The organism is Nonomuraea sp. NPDC048892, from assembly GCF_040649735.1.
Taxonomy (GTDB): Bacteria; Actinomycetota; Actinomycetes; order Streptosporangiales; family Streptosporangiaceae; genus Nonomuraea; species Nonomuraea maheshkhaliensis.
This window is the reverse complement of record NZ_JBEZFZ010000019.1, coordinates 152,665-173,105: the sequence shown is the minus strand read 5'-3', so window position 1 is coordinate 173,105 and position 20,441 is coordinate 152,665. Positions and strand designations below refer to the sequence as shown.

18 protein-coding genes and 1 pseudogene are annotated in these 20,441 nt (G+C 68.9%); 5 read left to right on the top strand and 14 right to left on the bottom strand.

From position 1 onward, the window contains the following. Positions 1 to 243 (top strand): annotated as a pseudogene (locus tag AB0C28_RS41655) (hypothetical protein); the annotation flags it as partial. A gap of 156 nt (positions 244 to 399) precedes the next feature. Here the strand turns inward: AB0C28_RS41655 and AB0C28_RS41650 are convergent. The 7 genes from AB0C28_RS41650 to AB0C28_RS41620 form a co-directional block, all read right to left on the bottom strand. After that, on the bottom strand, positions 400 to 1,026 hold the full coding sequence (locus tag AB0C28_RS41650) for an integrase core domain-containing protein (protein WP_358080960.1): 627 nt from the start codon (positions 1,024 to 1,026) through the stop codon (positions 400 to 402). A gap of 444 nt (positions 1,027 to 1,470) precedes the next feature. After that, positions 1,471 to 2,127, bottom strand: coding sequence for a hypothetical protein (locus AB0C28_RS41645; protein WP_358080957.1), 657 nt, complete (start codon positions 2,125 to 2,127; stop codon positions 1,471 to 1,473). A 79-nt stretch (positions 2,128 to 2,206) separates the two neighbouring features. Further along, positions 2,207 to 3,223 (bottom strand): hypothetical protein, encoded by a 1,017-nt coding sequence (locus AB0C28_RS41640; RefSeq protein WP_358080954.1) that lies wholly within the window; start codon positions 3,221 to 3,223, stop codon positions 2,207 to 2,209. A gap of 90 nt (positions 3,224 to 3,313) precedes the next feature. After that, positions 3,314 to 3,949, bottom strand: coding sequence for a hypothetical protein (locus AB0C28_RS41635; protein ID WP_329581227.1), 636 nt, complete (start codon positions 3,947 to 3,949; stop codon positions 3,314 to 3,316). A 64-nt stretch (positions 3,950 to 4,013) separates the two neighbouring features. Beyond that, positions 4,014 to 8,936 carry a ThuA domain-containing protein gene (locus AB0C28_RS41630; protein WP_358080966.1) on the bottom strand — a complete coding sequence of 1,641 codons (4,923 nt, stop codon included), beginning with the start codon at positions 8,934 to 8,936 and terminating at the stop codon, positions 4,014 to 4,016. Between the two features lie 208 nt (positions 8,937 to 9,144). After that, positions 9,145 to 10,422, bottom strand: coding sequence for an ROK family transcriptional regulator (locus AB0C28_RS41625; protein ID WP_358080951.1), 1,278 nt, complete (start codon positions 10,420 to 10,422; stop codon positions 9,145 to 9,147). 449 nt (positions 10,423 to 10,871) lie between these two features. After that, on the bottom strand, positions 10,872 to 11,501 hold the full coding sequence (locus AB0C28_RS41620) for a hypothetical protein (protein WP_358080948.1): 630 nt from the start codon (positions 11,499 to 11,501) through the stop codon (positions 10,872 to 10,874). A gap of 277 nt (positions 11,502 to 11,778) precedes the next feature. Between AB0C28_RS41620 and AB0C28_RS41615 the strand changes: the two genes are divergently transcribed. Both AB0C28_RS41615 and AB0C28_RS41610 read left to right on the top strand, forming a co-directional pair. Then, positions 11,779 to 11,970 (top strand): ATP-binding cassette domain-containing protein, encoded by a 192-nt coding sequence (locus AB0C28_RS41615; RefSeq protein ID WP_358080945.1) that lies wholly within the window; start codon positions 11,779 to 11,781, stop codon positions 11,968 to 11,970. After that, positions 11,946 to 12,131, top strand: a complete 186-nt coding sequence (locus AB0C28_RS41610; protein ID WP_357858179.1) for a hypothetical protein — start codon at positions 11,946 to 11,948, stop codon at positions 12,129 to 12,131. Before AB0C28_RS41615 ends, AB0C28_RS41610 begins: the two co-directional genes overlap by 25 nt. A gap of 50 nt (positions 12,132 to 12,181) precedes the next feature. Here the strand turns inward: AB0C28_RS41610 and AB0C28_RS41605 are convergent, their stop codons facing one another. Then, positions 12,182 to 13,039 carry an SAM-dependent methyltransferase gene (locus AB0C28_RS41605; protein WP_358080942.1) on the bottom strand — a complete coding sequence of 286 codons (858 nt, stop codon included), beginning with the start codon at positions 13,037 to 13,039 and terminating at the stop codon, positions 12,182 to 12,184. Between the two features lie 448 nt (positions 13,040 to 13,487). Here AB0C28_RS41605 and AB0C28_RS41600 point away from each other — a divergent pair, with 448 nt between their 5' ends. Beyond that, a complete protein-coding gene (locus AB0C28_RS41600; protein ID WP_358080939.1) occupies positions 13,488 to 13,652 on the top strand; it encodes a hypothetical protein in 165 nt (54 codons plus the stop codon). 395 nt (positions 13,653 to 14,047) lie between these two features. On the opposite strand, the gene AB0C28_RS41595 is transcribed toward AB0C28_RS41600, so the two are convergent. The 6 genes from AB0C28_RS41595 to sigJ form a co-directional block, all read right to left on the bottom strand. Further along, positions 14,048 to 14,578, bottom strand: a complete 531-nt coding sequence (locus tag AB0C28_RS41595) for a VOC family protein (RefSeq protein ID WP_357858188.1) — start codon at positions 14,576 to 14,578, stop codon at positions 14,048 to 14,050. 105 nt (positions 14,579 to 14,683) lie between these two features. After that, entirely contained in the window at positions 14,684 to 15,532 is an 849-nt protein-coding gene (locus AB0C28_RS41590) for an alpha/beta hydrolase (protein WP_358080936.1), read from the bottom strand. Positions 15,533 to 15,583: 51 nt separating this feature from the next. After that, a complete protein-coding gene (locus AB0C28_RS41585) occupies positions 15,584 to 16,309 on the bottom strand; it encodes an SDR family NAD(P)-dependent oxidoreductase (RefSeq protein WP_357858194.1) in 726 nt (241 codons plus the stop codon). Positions 16,310 to 16,616: 307 nt separating this feature from the next. Next, positions 16,617 to 16,934: a helix-turn-helix domain containing protein gene (locus AB0C28_RS41580; protein ID WP_358080934.1), complete on the bottom strand. Its 318-nt coding sequence runs from the start codon at positions 16,932 to 16,934 to the stop codon at positions 16,617 to 16,619. Then, positions 16,931 to 17,569, bottom strand: coding sequence for a cytochrome P450 (locus AB0C28_RS41575; protein ID WP_358080931.1), 639 nt, complete (start codon positions 17,567 to 17,569; stop codon positions 16,931 to 16,933). The genes AB0C28_RS41580 and AB0C28_RS41575 overlap by 4 nt, the downstream gene beginning before the upstream one ends. Positions 17,570 to 17,953: 384 nt before the next feature. After that, a complete protein-coding gene (gene sigJ, locus AB0C28_RS41570) occupies positions 17,954 to 18,898 on the bottom strand; it encodes an RNA polymerase sigma factor SigJ (RefSeq protein ID WP_358080928.1) in 945 nt (314 codons plus the stop codon). A gap of 261 nt (positions 18,899 to 19,159) precedes the next feature. Between sigJ and AB0C28_RS41565 the strand changes: the two genes are divergently transcribed. Further along, complete coding sequence (locus AB0C28_RS41565) at positions 19,160 to 20,323, top strand: FAD-dependent oxidoreductase (RefSeq protein WP_358080926.1); 1,164 nt, start codon at positions 19,160 to 19,162, stop codon at positions 20,321 to 20,323. The last annotated feature ends 118 nt before the right edge of the window (positions 20,324 to 20,441 follow it).

The following is a 20,441-nucleotide window of genomic DNA, read 5'->3' as shown; positions in this document are numbered from 1 at the left end:
AGCGCAGCCGTTTTCCTGACACCCGAGCATCCCGCTCATCACGCGCTGGCCACCCACGACGAGCGAATGCTCGTGTTGTTCGAGCGCCTGGCCACTGCGGCAGGAAGCACGCAACCAACCGTCGTGGCCCGGCAACTGCTGGTGCTCTATGACGGCGTCAAGACCCGGGGGCTGGTCGATCACACCGGCACTGCAGCCAGTGATGCCCGCGCGGCAGCGATGGCACTGGTCACAGTCGGATGAGCCAGTCGGGCCATTCTGCAAGGACAACGGCCAGATCATCGGCTGGTGGTACGACGCGCAGGGACAGAGCACGGCGCCGGAGGTGCCCGTACCGGGCGTGACCGCCATCTCGTTCCACCCGCCGTACCGCCTGTGGGTGCCAAGAACTCGGCCGCCTCATGCGACCTGCGCGTATTCGTGGATCAGCCCGCCGAGGCGGTCATGTCGGATGACCTTGATATCGTCCTCGACCGGGTCGGGAAGGGCTCGCAGCGGGGCGGCCTGGCCCAGGGAGCGATGCGGGCGATGCTCATTGAAGTAGGTTTCGTACGCAGCCAACACGCACCGTAAGTGGCGGGCGTTGACGATGAGGATCCGATCGAGCAGTTCTCGGCGCAGACCACCGATCCAGCGTTCGACGAACGCGTTGGCCCGCGGAGCGCAAGGCGGACTCTTGAGAATGCGGATGCCCTCGGCCGTGAAGACTTCGTCGACCATCGTGGTGAACTTGGTATCCCGATCGCGGATGAGGAACCTGAACCCCTGCGCCCTGTCCCCCAACTCGATCATCAGGTTCCTAGCCTGCTGCGCCACCCACGGCCCGGTCGGGTGCTCGGTAACGCCGAGGACGTGCACCCTGCGGGTGCTGATCTCCATGACGACCAGGCAATACAGGCGCTTGAACAGCACGGTGTCGCAGTGGAAGAAGTCGCATGCCAAGATCCCCTCAGCTTGAGCACGCAGGAACTCACTCCAGGTCGGTCCCGCGCGTCGCGGCGCTGGATCGATGCCGGCCTTCTTCAAGAGGAGCCATACGATGCAAGAGCCCACCCGGTAACCCAGAGCGGCAAGTTCCCCAGCGATCCGCCGGTAACCGCGTCACGAACAACCGCCGACGACCAGATGGAGACAGCAGCCGCGCCAGCGCGCTGATCACCGCCCGATCCGTCCACGACAGCCGAGGCCTTGCCGCCTGCCGACGCAACACCGCGACCTGATGACGCAAGACGAGGATCTCCGCTTCCTTCGACCGATACGAGCGACCCAGCAACACCAACCAACCCGCAAGCCGGACAAAGATCAGGTAAAGCAACCGCAGCGCCATGAACAGCGATCATGCCCGCCAGAACGGGAACACCAAACACCAGGTCAGCCCCAATGGCCGAGTTTCGGGCACCCACAGGCTCGTGCTCAGCGGCCTTGATCTTCACGGTCGCGGCCGCTGACACGAGCGGCGGGGGCGTGTGCTCAGGGGCGGGTCTGCCGGTGCCGGTGGGCCAGGACGAGCCAGGCCGCGAGGGCGGCGAGCGCCGCGAGGACGATGACGCCGATCCGCAGCACGCTCCCCATCGCGCCGTCCCCGTCCGTCTTACCCGCCGCGCCCGCCGCGGCCTCGTGCAGGTGGGCGGGTGCGGACGCCTGGCCAGGAGCGGGGGCGGCCGTCGTACCCGGTGCGGGAGCGGTCGTCGAGCCCGGCGCGGGCGCGGCGGTCGGGCCCGGTGCCGCAGTCGCCGTCGCCGCCACCGGCGCGGCGACCACGCCGGCCTTCACCTTCACCGTCTTCTTCGCCTTGGCCGGCTCGGTCGCCCTCACCGTCACCCGCCACTCGCCGCTGGGCAGCGGCTCGGCGGAGCGGTAGAGGTTCTGGCCCTCGCCGGCCGACCGGAGCGGGACCGGGCCGAAGGCACGGCCGTCGGACGAGGTAGCGGTCAGCGTCGCCGCGACGATCTCGGTCACGGGATGGCCGTCCTTCTTGTACGTCACGAGCACGTTGACGTTGTCGGCCCCGTCACCCGTCACCTCCAGCTTGATCGGCCCGCCGTGCGCGTGGGCGGCCGGTGCGCCGAGCACCAGCCCGGCCCAGGACAGCAGGACGGTCAGGACGTAGGCCGATGCCTTCTTCACGGAACATGGCTCCCTTGCGATTCGATGCCGGCGCCCGGGCCGGTTGACGGCCGCCACCTCTGAGGGCGGGTGACGGGACTCACGTCTCCTGCGGCCTGCCCTCACGGGCGAGCCTGATCAGTTCTTCGATGCGCCTGCGGCGCCGCGCGGCGTTCAACCGGAGGGCGAAGAAGGCGAGGACGAGCAGGACGACGAGGCCGAGCTGCGGCCACGGCAGCGCCCAGACCGTGGTGGCGACCGTCGCCTGCCGCACGGCGACGTCCGGCGCCGCCGCACCGGCGAAGGAGGGGACCGCCACGACCGTCGTACGGACCGGCCCCAGCGGCCAGGCCCCCGCCACCCGCGCGACGTACGTACGGCTGCCGCCCGGCATGAGCTCCCTGGCCCTGGCCGCGGACGGGTCGCTCCAGGAGTTCTCGGTGAACAGCGTGGACGACAGCACCCGGTTGTCACTGACGAGCCGGATGTTTCCGGCGTTGGCCACCGTGTACGTCACCTCGACCGTCCCAGGGACGAAGGGATTCCACGAGCCCGTGTACTCCGCCCGCACCCCGCTGACGGCCACCTTGGCGACGTAGCCGCCGGTGACCCGGATGTTCAGGCGGACGCCCACCCGGTTCTGGACCCGTACCTGCCCGGAGACCGTCTCCAGGGACGCGGTCACTCCGGCAGGATGGTCGCCCGGCGTCGCGTTGCCGGGGATCGACACCGTCACCGGCACGACGGAGGTGGCACCGGCGGCGACGGTCACCTTCTCGGGCACCGTGATCCACGAGCCGCCGTCCACCGGCGCGACGTCCGACGGCCGCATGTCGAAGTATCCCTTGGAGGTCAGGTAGCCGTCGTTGGCGTCGATCCCGAACTCGACCGGCTCGGTGGAGCGGTTGATGACCGCGACGTGCTCGACCACCTGCCCGCCGCCGGGGAGTTCGAGGTCGATGGCGCTGCGGCCGTCGGGCCCGCCCGCGTTGGCCGGCACGACCGACCAGGTGGTGTCGGCGTGCGACGGGGCCGCCGGCCCCACCAGGACGGCGGCCGGCAGGGCGGCGAGGACGGCGAGGCGGGCGAGGACGCCTCGCGCACGGTTGATGCTCAACAGAGGATGTCTCCAGTCTCGTCGTCGTGGCCGCCCGGAACCCCGCAGGGGTCCCGGGCGGCGATGGCGTCCCGCGCCCCGGCAAATGGCTCAGGACTGGTTGAACAGGGAGAGCGTCAGGGTCGAGTGGTATTCGCCGGCGGCGACGTCGGTGGGCGTGCGCAGCGCCAGGTCGGCGTTCACCTCCCAGGTGCCGATCTCGTCGGCGGAGTTCGCCGTGGACACCAGCAGTTCCTGGCCCTGCAGGCCGACGGTGGGCGCTCCCGAGCCGTCGGAGATGACGCTGGAGACGGGCTCGCCGGCCGCGACCGCGCCGGTCGAGGAGTCGCTCAGCAGCCGCGGCCGCCAGCCCAGGTACTGCGGGCCGATGGGCGGCGCGGAGCCGTCCGTCGCGGTGAACTCGCCGGCCTGGCCCACGACCGCCCAGAAGTCACCGTCGGGGATCTCCCCGGGATCGCGGGTGTCGGTCACCGTGACCGTCGGCAGGGTGCCGACGAACTGGCGGGCGGCGGCGTCGGAGCCGCTCTCCTGCAGGGCCACCCCGCCGTTGTCGGCGACGGTCATGGACACCTGGCCGGTAGTGGTGCCCGGCTCGATGGTCACCGACACGTCGATGCCGTCCTCGGGATCGTCCTCGGCCACGGCAGGACCGGCCAGGCCGGCGCCGGCGAGCGCGACACCGACCACCGCGGCGGCGAGCAGCCGCGCGGCCTTGTTGATTCTCATGTGATCGCTCCATCTATGAGTGGGCCGGGCCGGCCGGCCCAGCGGCCGGCCCGGGGGTTCTGTCTCAGCTGCAGTCGAGCGCCGGGTACGCGGCGTCGTACGACGAGGTGACCTCCTGGCCGCCGATCGTCGCCGTCCCCTTCACGGTCACCGTGCCGGCGTCGATCTGCCCGGCCCGGCTGTTGAAGGACTGGTACGCCTGCTTGCCCGGGGCCACGCCGGCCACGGTCTTCGTGCCGTACGGCGTGGTCAGCGTCACCGTCGCCGCCGTCTCGGAGGTGTTGACGGCGGTGACCGCCACGTACGCCGAGGTGCCGATGCAGCGGGACGCGGCGGAGACCGCCAGCTCGACCTGCGCCGCCCCGGTCAGGCGGAAGAAGTCGAACGTGACCGTCTTCGAGGCCGTCTGGTTGGTGCCGATGGTGTAGACGCCGACCTTCGCGTCTTCGGCCACGGCGCTGTTCTCCACCGGAGCGGACAGGTCCGTCCAGGTCTGGCCGTCGGAGGAGTAGGAGCCGGTGAAGGTGTCGCCCTCCTTCTTCAGCCGCAGGTGCCACTCGCCGCCGGTGAGGTTGTTCGCCTGCGGTTGCGGGCTCTGCACGGTGCCGCCGACCTCACTGCGCAGCTCGATGGCCCGCGCCACCGTGGCTCCCGGCGAGTTGGTGGTGAGGAAGTCGAGCTTCACGTAGTCGTCGTCGCCGGTGTAGACCATCAGGCCGCCCTGCTGGTACTGCTCGTTGAGCGCCGAGGCGTCCAGCTTGGTCTCCAGCGTCCAGTCGCCGTCCGGGGCCAGTTGCAGGATGAGGTTCTTCGGGCCGGTGTTGGTGGTCCCGTAGATGTCACCCATCGTGGTGTCCAGCTCCAGCTTGCCGCCGCTCACCCGCGCGGCGGTGGCGTCGGGGCGCACGACCGCGCTCCAGCGGCACGTGTCGAGCGCGGTGCCGTCGAACTCGTCGTCCGGGGCGGGCGCGGTCGCCGTGTCGTCCGGCGTGATGTGGAACCAGTCGAAGGCCGCGTCCACCACCGGGTGGTTGGCCCCGGCGAGCGAGATCAGGCCGATCTTCGGGCTGGTGATCCCGGCGAGCGACTTGGTCTGCGGCATCGCGGTGAACGTGCTGCCGTCGGAGGAGTAGTGGGCGCTGATGGTGCTGCCGTCGCTGACGAACCGCACGTACACGGTGTCGGGGTAGGCGTCGCCGAGGGAGGCCGTGTTGCTCTGCGACACCTCGTTGGGGGCGGCGTTCTCCTCCCTGATGAACTGGAAGATGCGGCTGGCGTGGTCGGAACCCGAGGTCGAGCGCGCCTGCAGCACCATCTTGGCGTAGTTGTCGTCGTCGCCGTAGATGACCAGGCCCGCCTGCTGGTACGCGTCCCGCGCGTCCAGCGTGAGCTTGGCCGTGGCCGTCCAGGCGCCCGAGGGAGCCGGCTGCAGCACGATGTTCGGCGTGTTGCCGCCCGTGCTGTAGATGTCGGTGGTCGAGGTCGGGATCACCAGCTTGCCGTCCTCGACCTTGAGGTCCTGATTCTCGCGGACGACGGACCAGCGGTCACGGTCGAGCTGGTCGCCGAGGAAGTCGTCGGACCGGCCGGTGAAGCACACCGTGGCTTGGGCGTCCACCTTGACCTGGACCTGCGCGGTGGCCGACGCGCCCTTGTCGTCGGTGACGGTCACCACGGCGGTGTAGGTGCCCGGCGCGGTGTAGGTGTGGCTCGCCTCGGCGGTGGTGGGCTCGGGTGCGCCGGCCACGCCGAAGTTCCACTTGTAGGTGAGCGGGTCGCCCTCGGGGTCGGTGGCCGTCGCCGTGAAGGCCACCTGCAGCGGGGCGACGCCCGTCGCCGGGGTGGCCGTCGCGGTCACCACCGGGTGCTGGTTGTCGGTCGCGCCCTTGCCGACGAAGTCGACCCAGTTGACGTTGATCAGGTAGGCGTCGTCGGCCGCGTCCGTGGGCTTGCGTACGACGAAGTACAGCGGCCCGCTCGCCGACGGCGGTTCCGTCAGGTCGAGAGTGACGTCGGTGAACGTCTGCCAGCCGCCGGTGGGCGGCACCTCGACCGAGCCGACCAGCGTGCCGGTCTCGGGGTCGCCCGCCCGGATCTGCACGGTCCCGCCGGGGCCACCGGAGGAGGCGCGCAGCCGGATCGCGGTCAGGTTCGACAGGTTCGCCGGGTCGAAGGACCACCAGTCGCCGTCCTGGATGAACGCGATGTGCTCGTTGCCGCCCTGGGTGTCGCTGGTCGTCTCCGCCGCGACGCCCGCGGCGTCGGTGCCGGTGCCGCCGCTCACCCGGCCGGTCTGCGAGAAGTGCTCGGCCTGCTTGCGCTTGGGCTCCAGCAGGACCTCGCCCCGCCCGGTCAGCGACTTGGCGCCGTTGGCGCCGTCGTCGGCGTAGCTGGCCTCGATGACGTAGAAGAGGTTGTCGTACTCGCCGTGGCCGGCCTGCTGGGTCTGCAGCACGCCTTCACAGCCCTTGTGCTGGTCTAGCGGGTGGCCGTGGCTGTCGTGGCCGAGGATCGCCTGGATCTGCACCCGATCGCAGTCGATCGTGCCGTCCTCGGGGTCGGTGACGGTGACCTCGAACTTCACCTGGTCGCCGAACTCGAAGAAGGAGCCGTTCGGCGGCAGGTCCACCGAGACGGTGGGACGGGTGTTGCCCGCGCTGATCGCCACGCTCGCGGTGGCGGTCCTGCCGTCGGGGTTGGTGATGGTCAGGACGGCGTTGTAGTCGCCGCCCTCCTCGTAGGTGAAGGACGGGTTCGGGTCGGTGGAGTCGGTCTCGCCGTCGCCGTCGAGGTCCCAGGCGTAGGTGATCGGCTTGTCGTCCGGGTCCCTGCTGCCCTCGCTGGAGAACGTGACGGCCAGCGGCAGCGGCCCGTCCGTCTTGTCCGCGGTGGCGCGGGCGATCAGCGGGCGGGTGCCCTTGGTGTACTCGATGCGGTAGATGCCGGAGTCGGCGTTGTCGCCGCCGAAGCCGGAGCCCCATTCGATCACGTAGAGCGCGCCGTCGGGGCCGAACTTCATGTCCATCGGCTTCTTGAACGGCAACGTGCCGAGGATCGGGTTCATCTCAACAAGTTCGGTGCTGTCCTCGTCGAGCTGGAACGACCAGATCTTGTCGTTGTTCCACTCGCCGAACAGCGCCTTGCCGTCCCAGTACGCCGGCCACTTGACGTCCGACTGCAGGTCGGGGTCGTCACGGTAGACCGGGCCGCCCATGGGGGCGCCGCCCCTCAGCTCCGGGAAGTGCTGCGGGTCGGCCGCGTAGTGGTACCAGACCGTCGCGGGGATGACCGGCGGCAGGCTGGTCAGGCCGTCGTTGTTCGGCGAGTCGTTGACCGGCGCCGCGCAGTTGAACGCCGACCCCGACTGCCTCGTGGCGAAGTTGAAGTCGACGTACGGGGTGTTGTCGCCGACGCAGTACGGCCAGCCGTAGTTGCCCGGCTCGGACACGATGTTCCACTCGACGGTGTTCTGCGGGCCGCGGGTGGCGCTGGCGGAGTTGGCGTCGGGGCCGTACTCGCCGAGCATGATGTGACCCGTCTTGGGGTCCAGGCCCATGCGGAACGGGTTGCGGAAGCCCATGCCGTAGATCTCCGGCTTGGTCTTCGCCGTGCCCGGTGCGAACAGGTTGCCCGATGGGATCGTGTAGGTGCCGTCGTCCTCGGGGTGGATGCGCAGCAGCTTGCCGCTCAGGCTGTTGGTGTTGCCCGCGCTGCGCTGGGCGTCCCAGCTCGACCGGCCCGACTGCTCGTCGATCGGCGTGTAGCCGTCGGAGGCGAACGGGTTGGTGTTGTCGCCGGTGCCCAGCCAGAGGTCGCCGGTCTTCGGGTCGATCACCATGCCGCCGCCGTGGTGGCAGCACTCGGCCCGCTGGACCGGGACGTCGAGGATCTTCTTCTCGCTCGCCAGGTCCAGGGTGTCGCCGGTGACGGTGAAGCGGCTCAGCCGGTCGACGTTCGTCCCGGTGGGCGAGTAGTACAGATACACCCAGTGGTTGGTGTCGAAGCCGGGGTCGAGCGCGAGGCCGAGCAGACCGCTCTCGTTGGCGGTGAAGACGTCCAGATCGGCCGCCGTCACGGTGCCGCCGGCCGGTTTGATGATCTTGACCTCGCCGAGGCGGTCGATGTAGAAGACCCGGCCGTCCTTCGCGACGTCCACCATCATCGGGTTGGAGGTGTCGTCGTCGAGGGTGACCTTCTCGAAGCTGGAGCTCTGCGAGGCCGAGCAGTCGGCCTTGACGACGCCCGCGGCGGTCTGGATGCCGCCGAGCAGCAGCTTCAGGAAGTTCGGCTCGCTGTAGTTCTCCTTCATGTGGCCGAGCCCGGTGTACCACGAACGGCCGCCGTCGAAGTCCTGGCACCACGTGTTCGGGTGGTCGGCGCCCATCGTGGCGCCGGTGTAGGAGGTCTCGTCCATCGACGTCAGCACGTGGACCGTCTGGCGCGGGTTCGCCTGGTAGTCGTACCACTCGTCGCTACGGGTCCAGGTCGTCGGCAGGTCCTTGGTGGACGGGTGCGCCGGGTCCTCGACCTTGACCGTGGCCTGCTGGATCGCCGGGTGGCTCTTGAAGTACGCGCCGACCAGCTTGCCGTACCACTCCCAGGTGTAGCCGCTGTCGGCGGCCGCGTGGACGCCGACGAAACCGTTGCCGTTCTGGATGTAGCGCTGGAAGGCGTCCTTCTGGTCCTGCGTGCTCAGCGGGTCACCGGTCGTGGACATGAAGATCACGGCCTTGTACTGGGCCAGGTTCTGGTCCGTGAACAGGGCGCTGTCCTCGGTCGTGTCGACCGCGAAGTCGTTGTCCTGGCCGAGTCGCTGCACGGCCGCGATGCCTTCGGGGATGGAGTCGTGCCGGAAACCGGTCGTCTTGGAGAAGACGAGGACCTTGTAGGCGGGCTCGGCCGCCGTGGTGGCCTCGGCGCTCACGGGCGCCGCGAGGATCGGGACGAGAGGGACGGCGAGGGGGGCGACGAGGGCGGATAAGGCCATCGTCGTCACGGCTCGGCGCCTGAGGCGCCGTCCGCGTAACGGCAGGGCCGCACGGAGCAGCCTGGCCCACGTGCGATGACGTGGTGACATGGAAACCCTTCCTGACCGGGGGGACGTCAGGCAAGGCGCGCGCCGCCGCGCTGTTGCCACTTCGTGGAGCGGATCTTGCGGGGTGCTGGAGGGTGCCGTCTCCAGGTCTGCGGGGCCGTCAGACGGGTGCCGGCCGGGGTGACGTACCGATGATCGCCGTCGGGTCGTCGATGACGTCGCTGACCACCATGCTGGCGGCGCCCCGGGAGGCGGCGCCGAAGCCGAGCGTGGAGGCGACAAAGCGGCACTGGGCGGCGGGGGCCGCCACCATGAGCCGGTCCAGCTGGTCCTGCGCGTGCGGCAGCAGCCACCGGGCCAGCGAGGCGAAGTAGCCGCCGATGACGATCACGCGCGGGTTGAACAGGTTGGCCAGGATCGAGCCGCCGAGCCCGAGCCACTCGCCGACCTGCGCCACCGCCGCCGTCATCCGCGGGTCGCCCGCGGCCAGGCCGCCGGCGATGTCGCTCACCCGTTCGCCGGGGTCGGGCACCGGCCTGCCGGGCAGCCCGTACGCCTGCTCGGGCATCGCCGCGCGGACGAGCGCGGCCAGGCCGACCTTGGTCTCCCAGCATCCGGCGCGGCCGCACCCGCACTGGGCGCCGTGGGGGTCCACCTGGAGGTGCCCGACCTCGCCGGAGAAGCCGTCCGCGCCGCGCAGCAGCCGGCCGTCCAGGATGATGCCGCCGCCGACCCCGACCTCGCCGGTGAGGTACACCAGGTAGGGCGTGCCGGCGGCGACGCCGGAGGTGTACTCGGCCAGGGCGGCGAGGTTCGCGTCGTTGTCCACCCGTACCGGCAGGCGCAACGGGCCGAGCACGGAGGTCAGCCGCTCGGCCAGGGGCAGCTCGTGCCAGGACAGGTTGGGGGCGAGCGTCACGACGCCGCGGGTGACGTCCACGAGCCCGGGGACGGCGACCGCGATGCCGGCGGGGGTCGCTCCGGCCCGCCGCATGGCCTCGACGGCCTGCCCTGCCACGGCCGCGAGCCGCCGCACGGAGCCGTCCGGGCCGCTGCCCACCGCGTCGTGCACGATCCGGCGCTCGACCAGGACCCGGCCGCTGAGGTCGGTGCCGTGGACCGCGATGTAGTCGACGTTGATCTCCATGCCGAGCGCGCCGACGTGCGCGCCGTGCAAGGCCACCGCGCGCCTGGGGCGGCCGACTGCGCCGACGTGCCTGACGCCGACCTCGCGTACGAGACGCCGTTCCAGCAGCTCGGCCATCAGGTTGGAGACGGTGGCGCGGTGCAGCCCGGTCGTCTCGGCGATGTCGGCGCGGGACAGGACCCTGTGGTCGCGCAGCTCGCGCAGCACGAGCGAGAGGTTCGCCCGGCGCAGCGCGGCAGGACCCGCCGGTGGAGCGCCGCCCGGGGCGCGATTGGGTGGCTTGTACGACATGCGCACCACCTGCCCCTTTGTTTATCTCTGAGATCAATTAATCGGGTTGTAACACGCCAATGTCCGACCGTGAACCCCTCCGTCGCGTAACGAGTTGGCATCGCTGATGTCTGCGCATTTCAGCGACCGTTTCGGCGTTAGTTACCGGAACGTTACCTAAATTGCAAACGATTTCACCCTTGTGTCGGCGAAAGTCCCCTCCTTTAATGCGGCTAGCCACCCAACTTGATCGAGGAGGAGCGTGGACCACATCCGGACCGACGGTCACGCCGCCGACTCGGCGAGTGATGGCGGGTCCACCTGAGCCCTCAGGACCCGTCCCCGAGACCCGCACCCCGCCCCTGAGCCCCCGCCCGCCTGATCGTCCGGTTTTCTTACGTCGCCGCGGCCATGACGCCTGCCCTCGATCGCCCGGAAAAACGCCGTCCTTACCCTCCCGCGCCCCTTTTTCACCCATGACTCCCGCCCGCCTGAACGGCCGTACAAAGCCGCACCGGCACCGTTGACGCCGACCTCGGTGCCGCCGCGGTGGTGCCAACCGGCACGCCAGGCGGGCGGGCACGCTGAAGGCCGCCATTAAGGCCGACGAGTGCCTGCGCGCGGTGGCGGCGCAGGCCAGGCTCCGCGAGTTCATCGGCAGGCTTCCGGACGGCTCGGACACGGTGATGACCGACGCGTCGGGCGGCGAGTGGCAGCGCATCGCCATCGCCCGCGCCATGTTCGGCCTGCGGCACGGCGCCCGGCTGCTGATCATGGACGAGCCGGCCGCTGGCCTCTGCGACATTTTCCACGAGCTGACGGCCGGCGCCACGACGGTCGTGGTGGCCGTGGCGATCCTCGAACAGGTGACCGGGGTCGGCCTCGCGATGCTGCTCGGCCTGTTCAGCGAGGCGGCGAGCGACCACGCGACGAGCACGGTGCCAGTGCTGTCGCTCTGCCTGGCCGCGTTCGTGATGCTCACCCAGAGCACGTTCATCGCCGGCTACTTCACCCGGCTGCGCCTGTCGGAGGAGCTCCAGAACGAGGTGGAGCACCGGTTCATCGACGTGGCCGGAACGACGCCGACGCTGGAGATCCACGAACGTCCCGGCCGGGCCGGCCGGGCGGCGGCGTTCCGCGCCGGCCCGCAACGGCCTCCGCGAGGGCTTCGACCGGGTTCTGCGGCCCACCGGGGGGCGCTGGTCTGGGTGTCGTCGGCGCTGCTGATGGCCTCGGTCGTCCCGATCCTGGTGGTCCTTCCGCTGTTCGCCGTCCCGGCTGGAGCGGGGCGTCACGCTGGAGGGGCTCGGCCTCCGGTACTGGGACCGGGACCGGCCGTCGCTGAGCGGTGTCGACGTCGAGCCGCCGGCCGGCTCCGTGGTCGCCCTGGTCGGGGAGAACGGCGCGGGCAAGTCCATCCTGGTGAAGCTGCTGTGCGGTCTGTACCGGCCGGGGAAGGGCCGCATCCTGGAGGCGTTCTGGACGAGCCGACCGCCAGCCTGGACGCGCGGGCCGAGGAGTGGCTGTTCGAGCAGTACGCCGGCATGGGCCGGCTGCGGGGCGGCGTGACCGTCCTGGTGACGCACCGGCTCACCACAGCTCAGGCGGCCGACCTCATCGTCGTGCTGGAGCGGGGCAGGGTGGCCGAGGTCGGCACCCACGACGCGCTGAGCCGCTCCGGCGGGCTCTACGCCGAGCTGTTCCGCCTCCAGGCACGCTACTTCGTGTAGTGGCGTGACGTGCGCGGCCGCGTGGGCCGGACGGCGCACGCGGGGGTGTCTCAGGGTTTGACGGCGAGGCCGCCGTAGGCCCAGGCGTGGCCGCCGGGGATCTGTTCCTGGTATTCGACCGGGTCCGGCCGCCACGTGACGACCTCGACGAGGCCCGGGTCCAGGAGGTCCCAGCCCTCGAAGAAGCGCAGCGTCTCGTCGTGGCTGCGCGGCACCATGGGGGCGGAGCTGTTGTCGTACGGCTTGGTGAACTCCTCGCGGCTCAGGTTGTCGGCGAAGTCCATGGTGATGTGCGACAGCAGCAGGTGGCTGCCGCTGGGCACCGCCGCCTTGAGCTGCTCGACCACCCCGTACGGGTCCTCGTCATCGGTGACGAAGTGCAGGATCCCGGCCAGGATGACGGCCACGGGACGAGTGAAGTCGAGCACCTCCCGGACCGCGGGGTCGGACAGGATCTTCTGTGGCTGCCGCAGGTCCGCCTCGATCATCTCCGTCGCGCCCGCCGGGTCACCGGTCAGCAGGGCACGCCCGTGCACGAGGACGATGGGGTCGTTGTCGACGTAGGCCACCCGGGTCTCGGGCACGGCCCGCTGGGCGATGACGTGGGTGGGGTCCTGGGTGGGGAGCCCGGTGCCGATGTCGAGGAACTGGGTGATGCCGGCTTCGGCCGCCAGATACCGTACGGCCCGGCTCACGAAGGCACGGTGGGCGCGCACGCCCTCACGGGTGCCCGGCGACAGCTCGATGAGCCCCTTGGCGGCCTCACGGTCGGAGGCGAAGTTGTCCTTGCCGCCCAGTAAGAAGTCATAGATCCGGGCGGGGTGAGGAGTGTGCGGATTGATCCTTGCAGCCGGGGCGTCGGCGTACTCCGGATCCCGCGGGTCCGTCTTTTTGCCACTGTGCGTCAAGATCTCTCCCTGATGGATCGGCGACGATCGCCGGGCCTGACGGGGGCGCGGGCGGCCCTCGCCGAGGAATGTGCTTTCAGATGTTTCCTCGCTGCCGGGCCCGGCGTTACGGACAATTCACGCTACGCCGTGACGGCCGCTCCTGAAGCGGGCGCGGCGACAGGCCACCGGCGTCGTGCACGGCTGCGCCGGCACCGGCAAGACGTTCGCGGTGCAGGCGGTGCTGGAGGACCTGCGCGCCGGGACCGCACCGTGCGGCCAGACGCCGCGCTGACGCTGACCTTCACCAGCAAGCCCACCATGCGCCTGGTGGCCGAGGAACTCCTCAAGGCGCTGACCGGCAGCGCGCACTCCGCTCGTCCCTGCGATCCGAGCCCGCGCCGCCACCCCAGGCGCCGCAACAGCGGCCGGAGGCGGCCGCCCCGCGTCTGCCCGCCACAGCGGAGGAGTGGCGCACGCAGCTCGCCGAGCTCACCCGCGCACTGGAGCCAGCGGACAGCTCGCCGACCAGCACTGGGAATTCGGCCGGCTGTACGGGGCGCTGCTAGACGTCGTCGTCGCGCTCGGCAACGCCTATCCCGGAGGCATCGACCGGTTGAAGCCGCGCCACTGAGCTCCCGGTCTCGACCCAGGTGCGCACCGGAGCTCTGGTGGCCCGCCGCTCGGGCCTGTACATGCTGATACCACAGCAGGCACGGCAGCCGGACGTGACCGTTCCCAGGTGCGTCGCTGGATCACCCAACGCCCTGCGACCCTCACCCCTCAGCTCCTCCACCGGATCACCGCGTCCGAGACCGCGACATGGCCGTAAGCCCCTGACTCCTGGGGACCCCAGGAGCATTCCTGGGCCCTCAGGAGGATTACGAGAACCGCGGGCTCTGCTCCCCGAGCTAGAGGACATCCTCGGCCCCGACCACCCCAGCACCCTCTACGCCCGGGGCAGCCTCGCCCGCTGGACGGGGAAAGCCGGCGATGCGGTCGCCGCGCACGACCAACTCACCGCCCTGCTCAGTCCTCGTCCTGCCACCTGCGCAGATCCGTCTGGTCATGATAGGCCATGCGGTCCGGCGTGGTGATAAATTCCATCGTCGTGCCCCAGGGCATGCGGCAGTAGCAGACCTTGTTTCCAGGACCTTTCTCCGTTGCATAGGGAATAGCGCGAGGCGCCGTGAGTGGGGTGCCTCCGGCCTTTTTGAAGCGCTCAACCGATGCGTCGATGTCGTCGGTGTAGAGAGCGAAGTGCGTGATGCCGAAGTCGCTCGCTCGGATCGGCTGGGCTTGTTCGGGGCCGTGCATTTCGAAGAGCTCGATATCGGGCCCGGTTCCGATCTTGACCATCGCCTGCGCGCGCACGACCGTTCCAGGGAAAGCGCCAACGGCCCGCTCGAATTCGGGTCCCTGCCGCGGCGGATCCTGCGGTCCGAAGGACTGATAGATCACCTGGCCGCCGAAAGCTTCCACCAGGAACGATTTTGCGGCTTCGATGTCGGGCACCGTGATGCCGATATGATTGACGCCGCGAATGACAGGTGCGGACATGACAGTTTTCCTTTCTTATTTGATCGATCGATCGGGATAGGTGCGGGCGCAACTTGCCCGCAGTGTCGCGATCCGCCCGGCCCACGACGGCGCGGTCGCAGATTTTCACTTGGCCTTGAGGAAATCGATCAGAGCGGCCGCGACTTCATCCGGCCGTTCGTCCGCGACATAGTGGCTACACTGCGCAATCGAGCCGCCCGTCACATTGCTGGCGAACTCTTTGAGCATCGGCACCATCTGCGCACCGAAGCGCTGATCCCCGCCGAGACCTAGCACCGGTATCTCGAGCGGTTGCTTCTTGTACTCGAGCGCGGCCGCATGGTCGGCGGTGAGAGTCCGATACCATTCCATGCCGCCGCGGGTGCGGCCAGGAAGCGCCATCGCTCTCGCGTAGATCTCGATGTCCGCCGGATTGAAGGTGCTGTGATCGTAGAACCGCTCAGACATGAAGGTCGAAATATAGTCATATTCACGGCCATGGATCAGGTGCTCGGGTAGATCCCGGTTCATATGGAAGCTGAAGTGCCAAAGCCTTGCGGTCGTCGCCTCCCATCCGGTCCAGCCGGGAAGCGGAACGTCGAGGACGGCCAGATGGGTAACAGCCTCCCGATAGATGGCGGCCTGCGGCAAGGCGACCATTCCGCCGATGTCATGTCCGCACACGGCGTAGCGTTCATGCCCAAGGGCAACCATGACTTCGTGCGCGTCGCGCGCCATCGTCGCCTTGTCATAGCCGTCGAGCGGGCAGTCGGAAAAGCCCGCGCCGCGCAGATCGATGGCCACTACGCCGAAATACTCGGCCAGCAGCGGCATCACATCGTGCCATTCCCACCATGTTTCCGGCCACCCGTGAAGCAGAAGGATCGGCGGGCCTGAGCCTCCCGTGACAGCGTTGATCTTGATGCCATTCACCGGCATCAGTTGTTGGGTAAACCCCTTCAAAGTTGCGATCATGATCGCTTTCCAGTCAGATGTTAACGTTCAAACAGAGCTCGCGGCCAGCGCTCAGGGCTGATCGAAATCGGTGGCGATCGTGATGTCGCGCCAGGCGTCGATATCGCTGCGGAAGGCAGCCAGCTTTCGCTCAGCAATCGAGTGCGCGATCAGGCCGAGTGGCAGATGAAGCGGGGCGTCATCGGCGTCGACTGCCTGCAGGATCACCGCGATCGCCTTGTCGAGATCGCCCGCCTGATTGCCGTTTTTGGTTTCGCGATAATGCTTGCGCGAGCTCGCGGCGTATTCCGGCATCTCGTTGGCCGCCATCGTGATCGAACGGCCAAGGAAATCGGTGCGAAACGGCCCAGGCTCGACGATCAGCACGCGGATGCCAAACGGCTTCAGCTCGCCGGCGAGCGCTTCGGAAATCCCTTCCACGGCGAATTTGGCGGCGTTGTAATAGCCTCCGCCGCCCGCGATTCCGGCGCCAGACGACATGTTGACGATCGTTCGGCCCGAACGTCGCAAGACAGGCAGGGCGGCTCTGGTGGTTTCGATCAGACCGAAGACGTTCACCTCGAACATCGGCCGATATTCCTCGGGCGCGCCTTCGCGCGCGTCCTGGCTGGAGGGCAGCCCGGAGATGGGCTCGTCATGGCGCTCGAAGGCGTCGCCGTCGTTGAGGCTCGGCGTCGCGCGCAGCACCTCCTTGACGGCCGCCAGCGCCAGCGGCGCATTCCTGGCGACGCGGTCCGCAAGGTCATGCTCGGCGCACGACGTCCTTTCGTCCATCATCGAGAATTCCGCCCGCCGTGGGCCCCACCCCTTCACCCAGACATGTCACTCAGTCTTGCTGCACGTACGGCAATCGCGAGAAATGCGATGGGCACAGCGTGGTAGATCAATAACCTGAATCCAACCTGAGCCACGGGTCACGGACTGGCCGCAGGCGGCGGGTGCTGCTGGACCGGGTCGTCGCCCTGTTCGTCCTGCTCTATGCGCAGCCCGTCACCCGTCTTCTCGGCGTCCTGCTCCCGAAGCTGACCCCAGCCCCAAAGTAACGTTCGGTAGCTGAATGGCTCACCGGCGTGGCAGTGGGTGTCTACGGTCGCTGTTCCGCTTGGGCGGCGGTCAGGGCCTTGTGGACGACGCCGATGGAGACCTTGACGCCGGCGGCGATGGTGCGGATGGATTCGCCGCGCTGGCGTCGGGCGAGGATGGCGGCGCGTTTGTTGTCGTCGACCACGGGGCGGCGGCCGCCAGCTTCGAAGCCGTCTTTGGTCTTGCGGACGATGTCGCGGCGGCGGTCTTCGGCCAGGGCGAGGGCCAGGTCGATTATGAGGGAGCGTTCGGTGTGCTTGCCGGCCGCGATGCCCTCCAGCACCTTGACGCCGATGCCGCGCTCGAACAGGTCGCTCACTGAAGCGAAAGCATCACGAGCGAACCTGCAGGGATGGTATGGCCGGCGATCTCCACCTCCGTCGTGGTCGTGCGCGGCGGTAGCGACTGCACGATGGACAGCCAGCGCAGCAGCTCCTCTATGGCGGGCTCGATCTGCGCCGGATCTTTGCGGATCGTGGCGAGCTGGTCTGGGTGTCGCAGCAGGGCCAGGGTGCCCAGGGCGAGCATGTTCGAGGTGGTCTCGTGCCCGGCCAGTAGCAGCAGTCCCGCGATGCCGATCAGCTCGTCGGTGCTGAGGTCGTCGCCGTGCTCGCGTACCAGCATGCCGAGCATGTCCTGGCCCGGGTCGGCCTGGGCGCGGGAGACCAGGCCGGCCATGTAGGCGCGGTCCTCCCGCTGCGCCGCGACGCGCTGCTCCATCGGCAACGAGGTGTCGAGCATGCGCACGGAACGCTTCTGGAAGGCGGCGCGGTCGGCGTACGGCACGCCCAGCAGTTCGCAGATCACCAGCGAGGGCACCGGCAGCGCGAAGTGCGCCACCAGGTCGGCCGGTGTGCCGGCCCGCTCGAGGTCGTCCAGAGCCGCCTGGACAATCTCGGTGATGCGCGGCTCGAGCCTGCGCAGCCGGATCCGACAGCACCTGGCGAACATCATCGTGGCGGCAGACCAGGTAGGCGGGCAGGCCGAACGGCGTCTCCATCCGCACGACGCCCCCGCCATCTCGCGCCTTGGCCAGTTCTTCGACCAGGTCGAACCCGTTCCGCCGCATCTGCAGCGGCAACTCCTGTGCGTACGTCATCTTCTGTCCATCCATCCTGTGATCGTGTGAAATATCCATGCGTTGGCAGGTGAAGGAAGGCGACTGAGATCGAGTGTCTTGTGTGGTTTCACCGGTCTGCGGCGATGCCCGTCCATCGCGGGCTGGGGGCGCTCGCGGAACCCTTTGACCTCAAGTAAGGCGCACGCGAAACCCAGCGTGTCCCGGACTCGCTAAGATCATCTTCTATCGTTCGGCACCACTTGCTGTTCCTGACTCTCCTACTGCGGCGGCCCCATCGTCCACGGCCTGAGCTTGTCGGGGTTGCGTACCGCCCAGATGCGCCTGATCCGGCCGCCTGCGATGTCGAACGCGTACACCGATACGGTGATGCCGTATTGCTGGGCAACCAGGCCGGGCTGGCCGTTGACCGTACGCTCCAGGATCGTCAGCTTGTGTAGCCTGCCCTCGAGATTGACCAGGGAGCGCGCGATCTGCTCGGCACCTTCGATCGGGTGGAGCAAGGCGCCGACGATGCCGCCGCCGTCGGCGATCGCCGTGGCGTCGGGGTCGAGGAGGCCGATGAGGGCATTGATGTCCTTGACCTCCCAGGCTTGCTTGAAGTCTTTGACGATGCGGGCCTGCCCGGCCGCCACAGGCGCGGGAGTCTGCGGCGCGCGGATGCGACGGCGGGCCGAGGAAGCGAGCTGGCGGCAGGCCGCCGGGGTACGGCCGACGATGTCGGCCACTTCGGCGAAGGAGTAGCGGAAGACGTCGTGCAGGATGAACGCGACGCGCTCGGCCGGGGTCATCGATTCGAGCACGACGAGGAAGGCCATGTTGACCGACTCATCCAGGGTGACCCGGTCGGCAGGGTCGACGGTGATGCCGTCCGCCCGCCCGGTGATCCACTCGGTAGGTTCGGGTAGCGGCTCGGGGATCCATTCGCCCACGTAGGTCTCTCGCCGGGCGCGTGCCGAGGAGAGCAGGTTGAGGCAGATGCGGCTGGCCACCGTCGTCAGCCAGGCGCCGGGGGATGCGATGGCGTCCTGCTGCCGCCGGGACAGGGCGTACCAGCGGGTGTAGGTCTCCTGGACGACGTCTTCGGTGTCGTCCAGGGAGCCCAGGAGCCGGTAGGCGAGATTGATCAGGTGGCGCCGTTCACTCATGATCGCGCTCAGGCCGGGATCGAGCTGGTCGCCTTCCGGCTCGGATGGGGTGGTCATGAGTGTCGTCGGCTCCCTTGGTCGCATCTGCCTTTACCAGTTCGACAAGACAGCGCAGTGAACTGTGAGGTTGGCGTATCGCCTCACATTTCGAGGTGTTGGGTTGTCGAACTGGTGAGACACCATCCAGCACGCAGGAAAAGCCGACCTCGTCGGCATGCGTGATCGTCCCCTGGGGCCGGCCACTTCGTGATGAAGGACCAATCCCATCGGGTCACAAGCCGCACTTCCTCGTTGAGATCGAGAAGGGAAGACCTCGCCATGCCCACGTCTGAACACCACACACCCCACAAGGTCGTCGTCATCGGCGGCGGCTACGCCGGAACACTGGCGGCCAACCATTTGCGGATGCGCGCCGACATCGACATCACTCTGGTCAATCCCCGCCCGGAGTTCGTCGAACGAGTCCGGCTGCACCAGTTCGTGGCCGGCACCGGCGAGGCCACGGTGGGCTACGGCACGCTACTGGGCGAGGGGATCGAGTTGGTCGTCGACAGCGCCACGCGCATCGACACCGCCGCCCGCACAGTGCAGCTGGCATCGGGCCGCGCGCTGAACTACGACTACGTCATCTACGCGGTCGGCAGCACCGGGGCGACACCGTCATCGGTGCCCGGCGCGGCCGCATTCGCGTTCGACATCGCTGAATTCGAGACCGCGCAACGGTTGCGCGCCAGGCTGGAGGAGTTGCCCCTCGATGCTCCGGTCACCGTGGTCGGCGGTGGGTTGACCGGTATCGAGACGGCCGCTGAACTGGCCGAACAAGGACGCACGGTCACGCTGGTGTGTGGCCGGACCCTGGCGCCGTCCTTCAGCGCACCGGGTCGCCGAGCCGTGGCCAAGTGGCTGTCCCGGCACGGCGCCGCGGTGCTCGAGGACGTCGCGGTGACCGAGGTCCGGCCGGCCGCGGTCGTCTTCGCCGACGGTGCGGTGCGCGCGAGCGCATTGACCATCTGGGCGGCCGGTTTCGGCGTGCCGCAGCTGGCGGCCGCGAGCGGGCTGCAGACCGACGAGCTCGGCCGGTTGCTCACCAACGAGACGTTGACCAGCGTCGACGACGACCGCGTCGTCGCGGCCGGCGACTCCGCCGCACCGTCGGGCCAGCCGCTGCGGATGAGCTGCTACGCCGCCGGGCCGCTCGGGGCGCAGGCCGCGAACACCGTGCTGAGCCGTATCGCGGGGACCGAACCGGCGACGATCAGACTGGCCTTCTCGGGAGCGTGTGCCAGCCTCGGCCGGCGCGTGGCCATCCGACAGCTCGCCGGTAAGGACGATACCGCGGTGAACGTCTACGTCGGCGGCCGCATGGGCGCGGCGATCAAGGAAGTGACCACCAATTTCGCGGTGTCGAGAATCCGTCGCGAAGCCCGCAAGCCGGGGTCCCTCGTCTGGCTCAAGGGCGGCCCGCGTCCGACCCTCCCCTGACTCGTGCGAGCAGTGAACCCCCGTTGTAAGCAACAGATTGAGAAGGAAGACCTCACCATGTCCACGCCCACGACGGCGACAACAATCGAGACTCAGAAAGCTCCGCCGCGGCTGCGTG